Raw genomic sequence first — 12,841 nt, forward strand, 5'->3', positions numbered from 1 at the left:
AGTTTTTTGCTTATTATACAATAAATGGTTTGATATGAGGAAATGTAGTTTTCTATTTTATGTAATTAGGTCCTCTAGGTTCCATTTACTTATGATAGTGAAATTGTTAAAGTATAAACAAAGATTATGGGTTTATATGCAAATTCATGTAGAAATACACCATAATTTAGGTATAATTTAATATAAGGCATAAAAAAATGATAATAGTATAATATATATTGAAACTGCATTTCAAATGAAAAAAGATATTAACAAATGTGTACTAATATAGTATAATATTAATATAATCTTTAAATGTAGCTATAAGCTGCAAAAAGGAGGTAATTTCATGTATAAACAATGGGATGGATTCAAATCAGGTACATGGCAGGAAAAGATTGACGTAAGGAACTTTATCCAAAAAAATTACACATTATATGAAGGAGACAAGAGCTTCTTAGTTGGTCCAACAGATAAAACTAAGAAAGTTTGGGAAATATCAAGCAATCTTATAGTTGAAGAAATTAAAAAGGGAATTATAGATGTTGCTGTAGATAGAGTATCAGGAATCGACAATTACGAACCTGGATACATAGACAAAGATAATGAAGTAATAGTTGGGCTACAAACTGATGCACCTCTTAAGAGAATTGTAAATCCTTTTGGTGGTTTCAGAATGGTAGAGCAATCTCTAGAAGCTTATGGCTATGAACTAGATAAAGATATAACTGAATATTTTCCTAAGTATAGAAAAACTCACAACCAAGGTGTTTTTGATGCTTATAGTGAAGAGACAAGAGCTGCTAGATCAGCAGGACTTTTAACTGGTCTTCCAGATGCTTATGGTAGAGGTAGAATAATTGGTGACTATAGAAGAGTAGCACTTTATGGAATAGATTATTTAATAGAAGAAAAGAAAAAGGACTTAAAAGAATTAAAAGGCGACTTTTTAGATGAGCTAATAAGAAAGAGAGAAGAAGTCTCAGAGCAAATAAGAGCTCTTAAAGATATTAAATCAATGGCTTCAAAGTATGGAGTGGATTTATCAGTTCCTGCAAGCAACGCAAAGGAAGCTGTTCAAGCTGTTTATTTAGGTTACTTAGCAGCTATTAAAGAAAATAATGGAGCTGCTATGTCTTTAGGAAGAACAAGTACATTCTTAGATATCTACATTGAAAGAGATTTAAGAAATGGTGTTATAACTGAAGCAGAAGCTCAAGAAATAATAGATCAATTTATAATTAAACTAAGATTGGTTAGACATCTTAGAACTCCTGAGTACAATGAGTTATTTGCAGGGGATCCAACTTGGGTTACTGAATCAATAGGCGGAGTTGGTATCAATGGTAAGCCTTTAGTTACAAAGAACTCCTTTAGATACCTTCATACATTGATCAATCTTGGAACTTCTCCAGAACCAAACTTAACAATACTATGGTCTGAAAAGCTGCCAGAAAACTTCAAGAAGTACTGTGCTGAAATGTCAATACTTACTGACTCAATTCAATATGAAAATGACGATGTTATGAGACCTATTTATGGCGACGATTATGCTATTGCTTGCTGTGTTTCAGCAATGAAGGTTGGAAAACAAATGCAGTTCTTTGGTGCTAGATGCAATCTAGCTAAGTCTTTACTTTATGCAATAAATGGTGGAGTAGATGAAAAGAAGGGATCACTTGTTATAAAAGGACTTGAACCTATTACGGATGAAGTTCTTGATTTCGATAAGGTTAAGGAAAGCTACGACAAAGTATTAGAATACGTTGCTAAGCTTTATGTTGATACAATGAACGTAATTCATTATATGCATGATAAGTATGCTTATGAGGCAGGCCAAATGGCACTGCATGATACGGAAGTAGGAAGACTTATGGCTTTTGGTATAGCAGGACTTTCAGTTGCTGTAGACTCATTAAGTGCCATAAAGTATGCTAAAGTTAAGCCAATAAGAGAAAATGGAATTGCTGTTGACTTTGAAATAGAAGGAGATTTCCCTAAGTACGGAAATGACGATGATGCTGTAGATGATTTAGCTGTACAATTAGTTGAAAAGTTCTCAACTGAATTAAAGAAGCATCCTCTATACAGAGATGCAAAGCATACACTTTCAGTACTTACAATAACATCAAATGTTGTTTATGGTAAGAAAACAGGAGCAACACCAGATGGAAGAAAAGCAGGTGAAGCTTTTGCACCAGGAGCAAACCCAATGCATGGAAGAGACGCTAATGGAGCTTTAGCATCCTTAAACTCTGTAGCTAAGATACCATATACTCCATTCTGTGAAGATGGTGTATCAAACACCTTCTCTATAGTACCAGATGCTTTAGGTAAAGAGCATGACATGAGAGTAGATAATCTAGTTTCAGTTATGGATGGATATTTCTCACAAGGAGCTCATCACCTAAATGTTAATGTATTTAATAGAGAGACTTTATTGGATGCAATGGATCACCCAGAAAAGTACCCAACACTAACAATAAGAGTATCTGGATACGCAGTTAACTTCAATAGACTAACAAGAAATCAACAATTAGAAGTAATAAGCAGAACATTCCACGAAACTTTATAATAAATTAAAGGAAGCTCAATAGAGCTTCCTTTATTTAAAGATAGCTTTTGGCTACAGTACAACAATTGGTAAAATTATGATTAAGCTTTAAAATAAGGCTATGTTTAAGAATATTGTTGAAATTAAGTGGTCATGAAGGAGATGCTATATGAGCGAGGAGTTATCGCAAGCTCATATAAGCATCGGATGACTGACCACTTAATTTCAACACAGTACTTTAACAGAGCCTAAAATAAAAGGGGTGGAAGCATGATAAAAGGAAAAATTCATTCTATAGAATCCATGGGGCTAGTTGACGGACCAGGTATAAGAGTTGTTGTGTTTTTTCAAGGCTGTAAGTTAAGATGTGCCTACTGTCATAATCCAGACACCTGGGACTGTAACAATAGCGGTACAGAAACAAGCGCTGAGGAGCTTATAAAGAAAATATTAAGGTTTAAACCCTATTTTGATAAATCGGGAGGAGGAGTGACCTTCTCTGGTGGAGAGCCGTTATTGCAGCCAGAATTTTTAATAGAGTGTTTAAAGCTATGTAAAGAGAATGGCATACATACAACCTTAGATACTGCTGGCTATGGCCTAGGCGCTTATGAAGAAATATTGGAATATGTGGACTTGATATTATTTGATATAAAGCACATAAAAAGAGAAGCGTATAAACAGTTAACTCTTTCAGAGGTAGATGAGTCTATAAAATTTTTAGAAGTAGCGCAAACACTAAATAAGAGGCTCTGGATACGACATGTTGTTGTGCCTGGCATAACTGATGGCGAGAAGCATTTAGAAGAGTTAGGACAGTATATATTGAATATTAAGAATGTAGAGAAGGTAGAGCTTCTTCCATATCATGTTTTAGGTGTAAACAAGTACGAAAACATGAATATGAAATATAGGCTTAAAGATGTTAAACCCATGGATAAGGAATATACGAAAGCATGGCAAGATAAAATTAACATTATGCTGAAAAATAAGTAGAATATTCTAAATGTAAGAGTTTTTTAGTTAAGTTCAAAAAATAACAAATAAAAAAACAAAGATTATAATTATAAATAACAAAAAGCTCTAGAATTCTAGAGCTTTTTCTTTAGTAATTATTATTCAACTACTGAAAATTGGTCCTTACCAACTCCACATAGAGGACATAGCCAATCTTCTGGAATATCTTCAAAAGAAGTTCCTGGAGCTATTCCGTTGTCTTCATCTCCTATAGCTGGATCGTAAACATACCCACATACATCACAAATATAACTTTTCATATCAAATTACCTCCTAAATTTATATAAAGTGTTATTAACAAATAATAATTATTAATTAATTCAATATTATTATAACATATGAAAATAATAAATCAAGTATATTTTTTCATAATTAGCAGAATTTATACTATAATATTAATAATGGAGGGAGGAGCTGTAATGAAAAAATTTGTACTCAATACTATTATAATCTTCATTTTTTTATTTTTTATAACATGTATTTTAACTTTTGGTATGCAACTAAGTCTAAAGTCTCAAATTAAAGCTACAAACAAGGTTGAATATAGGGTATCTGACAATAAGGTCTTGGTCCCACAACCTTCTCAAAGAGCTGTAGCTAATTATCAGTTTTCTAAATTATTTTTTGTTTTGAGATTAGTGGTCACTTTTTCAATACCTGCACTATTCATATTGTTAGGTGGGGTAAAAATTGCTTCTAGCTTAAAGGGAGTTGAGATAGTAAAACTTCTTAAGCTTACAGCATCTTATATGATCTTTGATCTTATTATATCTATACCACTGTCTTTCTTTAGCTCTTTTTATAGAGCAAAGATAATAGGAATTTCTAATTTGACTTTTTTGATGTGGTTAGAAGATTACATTAAGAACTTTACGGTTACTCTTATTATAACATTAATATTTGTTTTTGTTCCCTATATCATATTTATAAAATTTAAACGATGGTTTATTATATTAGGCCTTCTCACAATACCGGTGGGGTTTGTTGGCAGTATATTAGCGCCTGTACTTTTTGATCCTCTATTTAACGACTTTAAGCCTTTAGAAAATGTTCAAGTGAGGGATGCTATATCAGAAGTAGCCAAGAAGGCTAACATTGGAGATGTTAAGATATTGGAAGTGGACAAGAGTAAGGAAACAAAGGCACTAAATGCATATATGACAGGTATATTTAATACAAAAAGAATAGTTATATGGGATAATACTATAAACCAGTTAAGCACTGATGAGATCAAGTCCGTAGTTGCTCATGAGATAGGCCATTATAAGCTTAATCATATACCTAAGTCCATAATACTTTCTGGAATACTTTCAATACTGCTGTTATGGCTTACGGATTTAATATCAAAAAATATCATAACAAGGTTCAGTTTTCTGAAAAACAACATAAATAATTATAAATCTTTGGCTGCCATTCCGGTACTTATATTGGTATTTACCATATTATCTACCTTGTCAGATCCGCTTACCAATTGGTATTCTAGAAAAATTGAGATGGATGCTGATAAATTTGCAATAGAATTGACCCATGATAATTTAACAAATGCAAAATTGGAAGCAAGATTTATGGAGACTAATTTATCTATGGATGACGTAAATCCTATTTATAAGTTCTGGGTATATGATCATCCTACACCTAAGGAAAGGATAGATATGAGTAACGATTATAAACCTTGGGAAAGTGGTAAGTATAGATTTGATAAGATCATAAATGGAAGGTAACATTAATAATTTTATCAAAATCATGTGAAGAATATCAGCTAGGCTAGTGCTTTCAATAAGGTAACAATATATAAAGCTTTCATAGTGTATATTTTAAATAAATAAGATATAAAGCCCACAATAAGTTTAATAATAAAACTTATTGTGGGCTTTAATTAGAGTTATTATTTAGCCATCATTTTACTGAAGTATCCAGCTGGTATATGCTTTTGTTTTATCCCTTCTGTAACTGCAAGATAAGTTGCAGCTGTATCAAAACGTGCATCGTGGTAATTGCCGCTGCCTTCAAATAGGCTGTCTGCAGTTTGAGCAATCTTATCTTTGCTTATATTTAGAAATTTGATTAGTTCTTCTAGTTTAGGATTTTTGTATTCGCCGTTTGGCTTTAGCAGCTTACAGACATTCTTGTAATAATTCATAGTACAGAAGGTGCTTTTTGGTTCCCATTCTTCTCCCATGCCCAAAAGTTCGTGTTTTAAAAACTTTATATCAAAGGAGACATTATGTCCTATAACGAAGTCTGCTTTAATGAAGTCTTCATAAAAATCCTCTATTAAGTCCTCAAAGTACATACCGCTACTTAATTCGTATAACTTTTCCATTGAGAATCCATGAACTTCTTCTGCAGCAGGGTCCATCTGTTCAACTGTAAAGAAATAGTTTTTACCAATAGTTGTTTGAGGTTTAGTAGAAGAATCCACCACTATGTAACTTAGCTGGCATATGCTGCCCGGTCTAATACTTGTGGTTTCAGTATCAAAAAATAAAAGTTTCATTCTTATCCTCCAAAGTTATGTTAAGTCATCTAAAGTCTTATGTTGATTAAAGTTATGGCTTTACTAAAAATTTTGATTATACTGAAGTAATTTAAGTATAATCAAAATTTTTTTAATAAAGATAAAGTGCTTTTATAACACAAGACATAAGTAGATTAATTTTTTACATAAGTATCTCTAATAACATAATATAATAAAATTATTATTATGAAAAGTTTTAATAGTAAAAATTAATTGGTTATGTAGTAAAAAATTATGGCAGGCGACATAATTTCCTAAACAATAAAAAAATCTCGGATAAGAATCCGAGATTAGAGATTTTCAGATATTACTTTAAGCATTTTAATGCAGCTAGATAATGTTATATCTTCAACATCAAGTTTTGGATTAAACTCTACAAAGTCCATTGATCTTACTTTTCTAGTTGCTAGTACTGACTTTGTAATATCAGTAACCTCTTCTATTGATAAACCTTCACTTACAGGAGTTCCTGTACCAGGCACTAATGAAGAGTCTAAGCAGTCGATATCGAAGCTTAAATGAAAGTTGTTGATTTTAGCTGCTTGGATAGCATTATGAAATTCATTAATTACTGCTTCAGTTCCTTTATCTTTTATAGCTTTAGTAGTCCATACATTAAGCCCTAATTCTTTAATTAAATCCAATTCACCTTTATCTAAATCCCTTGCTCCTAATATAAAAATATTAGATGGTTTTACTTTTCTACCTTCTACATATATATCTACAAGCCCCTTGTAGCCTAGTCCCATTGAAGCGGCTAATGGCATACCATGTACATTTCCACTTGGAGAAGTAGTATCTGTATTTATATCACCATGGGCATCAATCCAAATTACTCCAAAGTCATCACCATGGAATCTAGCTGCACCAGCAACTGATCCTAAGCCCAATGAGTGATCTCCGCCTACAACGAAAGGAAAACAGTCAGAAGTTAAGGAATTATATACAATGTGAGCTAAATTAGTATTCACTTCAGTTATTGGAGATAAATACTTCATTACGCTATGGTTTATATATTTATCTTTTTCATCAACTGTCTCAACATATAAATTTCCTAAATCATAAATTTTGTGTTTACCATCTACACTAAGGATTTGTCTTAAATCATTATCTCTTAAGGCATTTGGTCCAAATTCTACGCCTGGTCTATCACATCCATAGAAAAGAGGAACACCTATCAAATTAATGTTCATATGAAGCACCTCCAATAATCTTTTGTTAGCCAAAAAAGATTATATATTATATTAGTACAAAATATAAGTATTTTTGAAAAAAAAATAAAAAAAATGGTATGTTAATTTTTCTTAACACAAATAAATGTTAAAAAAATATCATTCTACTTGATAATTATTATTAAATGATATAAAATATTGTTATAGGATAGTATATTTATAACTTAGCAAAAGGATACTAATTAATATATAGTTTTTAGTATAAAACATATTTTATACCAGTAACAAAATCCACTAATAGATTATATTTCTAACATAGGGATGAACATAAATAATATATCCTAATTCAAGGAGGATGATATAAATGTTAAGAGACAAAGCAAGTAAAATATCAATAATTGGAGCTGGATTTGTTGGTTCTACAACTGCATATGCATTGATGCTAGAGGGATTGGCTTCTGAGATTGTTATAGTGGATATAAATAAGGATAAGGCAGAAGCTGAAGCTATGGACTTGGCGCATGGAGCTGCCTTTGTAAAAGCAATAGATGTAATGGCAGGGGATTATGCAGATACTAAAGATTCAGATATAGTAATAATAACAGCTGGTATAGGGCAAAAGCCTGGTGAAACTAGACTTGATATAATAAATAAGAATTTAGCAGTTTTCAAGCAAATAGTTCCAGAAATAGTTAAATATAGCCCTAATGCTATACTACTTGTAGTTTCTAACCCAGTAGATATATTGACTTATATAACTTATAAGCTATCAGGATTACCACAAAATAGAGTTATAGGTTCTGGTACAGTTCTAGATACTTCAAGATTTAAGTCCATGTTAAGTGATCATTTCGAAATTGATCCAAGAAATATACACACTTATATAATTGGAGAACATGGTGATTCAGAAATAGCAGCTTGGAGTTTAACTAATATTGCTGGTATGAGTGCAGAAGACTATTGCAGTAAGACCTGTGAAAAATGCGACGGTGACTTTAAGTTTACTATACCAGAAAAGGTTAAGAATGCAGCTTATGAAATAATAAATAAAAAAGGTTATACAAACTATGCGGTAGGATTGGCTGTAAGAAGGATTGTGGAGGCTATTCTAAGAGATGAAAATTCAATATTAACAGTTTCATCCCTATTTAAAGGGCAATATGGTATTGATGACGTATATCTAGCTATACCGACTATCGTTAATAGAGATGGTGCTAACAAGATCCTTGAAGTACCTCTATCACAGGAAGAGCAGTCAAAACTTAACGAATCAGCAGAAATATTAAAGTCTCATTTAAGAGATGCGAAGCTTCAATAATATTAAAGTTTAATTGAACTTAAAAAAGAATAGTATCTGATGATAATAATTTAGCCATACTAAGGAGTTTCTTCTTGGTATGGTTAAATTTTTAATTAAAATTATGAGAAGAGTAATAATACTGTTAAAACTAATACGAAAATTTTTATCATGTTTGAAAGCGTGTTGAAAATACAAATTTGGATATACTAATTTTAGTAGAATTTATAAGGTATATTATATAAATTCTAATCTTAAGAAAGTATCTGTTCGCTGAAATAGATATTTGAAAATATTTAAATTTAAAGGAATCAAAGGTGATAGTTATGCAGAGCAAGGCTAAAAAAGTCTTTAAGATTACTTTTATAATATTATTGTTAATGCTTTTATCATGTTTATCGGCATATATTTATTTGAGAAATAGGATATATTCAAATGATGAAATAAGTTTTTTAGAAAAAGAGTCAGGTATTCCTAGATATTTTGATAGTTCATTCCAACAAATAAATCCTTTGGCAGGCACAATAGCTCTAGAAGAAAAAAATCAGGGCTTTAGTGACCAAGATTATAAAGAGCAAGAGGGAGTAACCAATGTACTGTTAATAGGTACTGATGGAAGGACATTGAATGAGAATTCCAGGTCTGATTCAATTATAATAGCTACATTAGACACAAATCATAAAAAGATTAAATATACATCAATAATGAGAGATTCCTACGTCCAGATTAAAGGCCATGGAGAAGACAAAATTAACAGTGCATTTGCTTATGGAGGGCCTAAACTTTTAATAGATACTATTTATAGAAATTTCAATATAAAATTAGATAAATACATATTGGTAAACTTTTGGGGGTTTGAAGATATAGTAAATGAATTAGGCGGTATAGATATAGAAATAAAAGATTACGAAATAAAGGAAATGAACAAATATATAGGAGAAGTAGATAAGGTAAAATCACCTAATATAGTAAGACCAGGACTACAGCACTTAGATGGACAACAAGCCTTGGCTTACTCAAGAATAAGAAAAGTAGGTAATGGCAGTTATGAAAGAACAGAGAGGCAAAGAAGGGTACTGACAGAGGTTGGAAGAAAAGTAATGAGTATAAATCCGGTTCAGTACCCAAGTATATTGAATACGATAATCCAATATTTTAAGACTAATGTTGAGCCAATTCAGTTGATGAATTATGCATATACCGCTTACACAATGGGAGATGTAGCCTTTGAAGGACTACAACTGCCAGCCAGTGAATTATGTGAAGGACAATTATATAGAGGAACCTGGGTATTTTTAATCGATAAACAGCAAAATGCAAGAATTCTTAATGAATTTATATTTAATGATAAAAAATACAATCCAAAGGATGTAGACCGAAAGCAAGTACAGAGAGTAATAGAACAATATAAGAATAATGAAGAATAAAAAAAGATATAGGAAGATGAACATCCTATATCAAACGAAAATAAAAATAAAGTTAAGAGGGCAAATTAAATTCCGTTCAAAGTATATATATTCGCCATATTAATAAAAATTCCTTCTATAATATATTGAAATATATAGTGAAGTTAAATAAAAATATACAAACTAACAAATTACCTATGGATATATTAATAATTAATAATTATCTTAAATTAACTAAACTAAGTTTGAAGTGTTGAACATATACATTTATAAAGGTACATTTATAAGTTTAAGCATAAAATTATTAAGTATAAAACGCTTCAGAAGTTTTTCAAATATGACACGGTTTATAGTTAAATATATGATAATTAATTTGAAGCGTATCTATAATAAGGGGGTTGTTAGTTTGAAGAAAACTTATGTACTTGATACCAACGTTTTGTTGTATTCGCCAGGAGCTGTGTTAACCTTCGAGGATAATGATGTGGTTATTCCAGAGGTTGTTTTGGAAGAACTAGACAATTTGAAAAAGACGAATAATGACTTAGGGTTAAATGCAAGACATGCAGCAAGATTACTAGATAAGCTAAGAAAAGAAGGTAATTTAAGTGAAGGCATTCAATTACCTGGTGGTGGCAGTTTACGAGTTGAATCAAATCACTATGGAACTAAAATACCTCCAAGCTGGGATGTTATGAAAGCTGATAACAGAATAATTCAAGTATGTAAAGCACTTAAAGAAAGCGGGGAGAATGTCCATCTTATAACAAAAGACATATTTGAAAGAATTAAAGCTGATACTGTAGGAATTGAGGTTGATGATTTTCATGAGGAAGTAGTCCCTGAGCAAGATAATCAATATACTGGTAGAATTGAAGTATATGCCCCTCAAGAAGTAATAGAAAAATTTTATAAAGATAAAGAATTAGATCCAAAAGAGCTTTATATATATGACGATACTAGGCAAATATATATAGAACCTAAATTAGAGGTTAACCAGTTTTTGATAATTCATTCGTCGGAAAATAATAAGCAGACTGCTTTAGGGAGATTCGATGGACAGAAGGTAGTTCAACTTATATATAAGGATAGTAAATCTTTTGGTTTATCTGCAAGAAATGTTGGCCAAAAGTTTATGATGGAATGCCTTTGGACCGAAGCTTCAAAAGCACCACTTACTATAATAAAAGGACCAGCAGGAACTGCTAAGACTCTATTTTCTTTAGCAACTGGACTTCAAAAAATATTAGAGGAAGCTAACAGTCAGTTTAGAAGAATATTGGTGTGTAGACCTAATGTAACCATGGACGAAGAAATAGGATATCTTCCAGGATCAGAACAGGAAAAAATAGCTCCTTTTATGAGGCCTATTTTTGATAATTTAGAAATACTTATAGACTCTGATGAAAATGAAAGATATAAGAATGAAAAGGAACTGAATGATAAAATAATGGAACTCTTTGATAGAAAGATAATTACTACAGAAGCAGTAGCCTATCTTAGAGGAAGATCAATAGTTAAGAACTGGGTAATAATTGATGAAGCCCAGAATCTTACTCCTAAGCAGGTAAAGGCTATAATAACAAGAGTTGGTGAAGGAACAAAACTTATTCTTATAGGGGATCCTGATCAAATAGATCAACCATTCCTAGATTCTAGATCCAATGGTCTATGTTATGCTTCGGAAAAAATGAAAGGAAGTAAGCTTTGCTATCAGGTCACATTGAAATATGACGAGTGTGAAAGAAGCCCAATTGCCTTTGAAGGTGCAAAAAGATTGTAAAAAAACTATAAACTCAATTGAATTATATTTTTGTTATGGATATAATAAAGCAGGTAGAAAATATTAAATACCTGCTTTTTTTATTTTTGACAAGTATAAACTTTATAAATTTAGGATAATAAAAGTAGTATAGTTATAAGTTAAATAACAAAAAAATATAACTCAATATAACCAATAAAGCACTAATGACTAAAAAAAGGATTTTTGTTAAAATTAAATAGAACTCTAAGATAAAATTAAGAGGTGTATAATTAATGGCTAAAAAAAACACAAATAAATCTTCAATTATGAAAAGACTATTTTTTCTATATTCTTTTATTTTAATGATATCTATAGTAGTTTCAGCATCAATTATAACTGTAAATAAATCGAAAGATACAGTAGAAATGGTAAAGAAAAGCGAAAACTTGGCAAGTAACAACAAAGAAAAAACTATTACTATTGATAACGAAAAGCAGGATACTATAGCTGAAAACAATGAGGCTAAGTTGACAAAGGATAAAGTTGATAATATAGCGCAAAAGGACTATAGACTTTTGCTTGTGAATAAGAATTATCCATTGGATAGTACCTTCAAACCTAATGAGCTAGTTCCCCCTAATGTTAAAAGAATTGGATCGGTTTCTTTAGAAAATAGAAAGATGAGTAGAGAAGCTGCCAAAGCCCTAGAAAGTATGTTTTTTGATGCAAAAAAAGATAAGATAAATTTAATTTTGGTATCTGCATATAGGAGTTATGAAAATCAAGCTGATGTATATGAAAGAAAAATTGAGACTGATGGAGCTACAGAAGCTAGTAAATACGTAGCTAAAGAAGGCTCAAGTGAACACCAAACTGGTCTTGCTGTTGATGTAAATTCTTCTCCATACTATGATTTAGCTGAAGATTTTGAAAAGACTAAGGAAGGAAAATGGGTTGCAGACAATGCTCATAAATATGGATTTGTTATAAGGTATCTAAAGGGTAAAAGTGATATAACAGGATATAATTATGAACCGTGGCATTTAAGATATGTAGGAACAGATGCGGCCAAATACATGTTTGATAATAATTTGTGCCTTGAAGAATATGTGCAGAAATTAGCATCGGAACAAAAATAACTTAAGTTCTATTGG

The 12,841-nt window shown here is 31.2% G+C and carries 10 protein-coding genes; 7 read left to right on the plus strand and 3 right to left on the minus strand.

The window, feature by feature from the left end:
• Positions 1–328 precede the first annotated feature (328 nt).
• Positions 329–2,554: a formate C-acetyltransferase gene (gene pflB / locus GXK57_RS14835; protein ID WP_160677875.1), complete on the plus strand. Its 2,226-nt coding sequence runs from the start codon at positions 329–331 to the stop codon at positions 2,552–2,554.
• A gap of 249 nt (positions 2,555–2,803) precedes the next feature.
• Positions 2,804–3,529, plus strand: coding sequence for a pyruvate formate-lyase-activating protein (gene pflA / locus GXK57_RS14840; RefSeq protein ID WP_160677877.1), 726 nt, complete (start codon positions 2,804–2,806; stop codon positions 3,527–3,529).
• Positions 3,530–3,648: 119 nt separating this feature from the next.
• On the opposite strand, the gene rd is transcribed toward pflA, so the two are convergent.
• A complete protein-coding gene (rd, locus tag GXK57_RS14845; protein WP_128214602.1) occupies positions 3,649–3,810 on the minus strand; it encodes a rubredoxin in 162 nt (53 codons plus the stop codon).
• Positions 3,811–3,969: 159 nt separating this feature from the next.
• Here rd and GXK57_RS14850 point away from each other — a divergent pair, with 159 nt between their 5' ends.
• Complete coding sequence (locus tag GXK57_RS14850; RefSeq protein ID WP_160677879.1) at positions 3,970–5,271, plus strand: M48 family metallopeptidase; 1,302 nt, start codon at positions 3,970–3,972, stop codon at positions 5,269–5,271.
• A 164-nt stretch (positions 5,272–5,435) separates the two neighbouring features.
• Here GXK57_RS14850 and GXK57_RS14855 read toward each other — a convergent pair whose 3' ends face one another.
• Complete coding sequence (locus GXK57_RS14855) at positions 5,436–6,047, minus strand: 3'-5' exonuclease (protein WP_160677881.1); 612 nt, start codon at positions 6,045–6,047, stop codon at positions 5,436–5,438.
• A 311-nt stretch (positions 6,048–6,358) separates the two neighbouring features.
• A complete protein-coding gene (rocF, locus tag GXK57_RS14860; protein ID WP_160677883.1) occupies positions 6,359–7,261 on the minus strand; it encodes an arginase in 903 nt (300 codons plus the stop codon).
• Positions 7,262–7,604: 343 nt separating this feature from the next.
• Here rocF and GXK57_RS14865 point away from each other — a divergent pair, with 343 nt between their 5' ends.
• From GXK57_RS14865 to GXK57_RS14880, 4 genes are all read left to right on the plus strand, one after another.
• Positions 7,605–8,558 carry an L-lactate dehydrogenase gene (locus GXK57_RS14865; protein ID WP_160677885.1) on the plus strand — a complete coding sequence of 318 codons (954 nt, stop codon included), beginning with the start codon at positions 7,605–7,607 and terminating at the stop codon, positions 8,556–8,558.
• A 305-nt stretch (positions 8,559–8,863) separates the two neighbouring features.
• Positions 8,864–9,964: an LCP family protein gene (locus GXK57_RS14870; protein ID WP_160677887.1), complete on the plus strand. Its 1,101-nt coding sequence runs from the start codon at positions 8,864–8,866 to the stop codon at positions 9,962–9,964.
• Between the two features lie 385 nt (positions 9,965–10,349).
• Positions 10,350–11,726, plus strand: coding sequence for a PhoH family protein (locus tag GXK57_RS14875; protein WP_160677889.1), 1,377 nt, complete (start codon positions 10,350–10,352; stop codon positions 11,724–11,726).
• 254 nt (positions 11,727–11,980) lie between these two features.
• Positions 11,981–12,826: a M15 family metallopeptidase gene (locus GXK57_RS14880; RefSeq protein ID WP_160677891.1), complete on the plus strand. Its 846-nt coding sequence runs from the start codon at positions 11,981–11,983 to the stop codon at positions 12,824–12,826.
• Positions 12,827–12,841 lie beyond the last annotated feature (15 nt).

The organism is Clostridium sp. C8-1-8, assembly GCF_009928445.1.
Classification (GTDB): Bacteria; Bacillota; Clostridia; order Clostridiales; family Clostridiaceae; genus Clostridium_AR.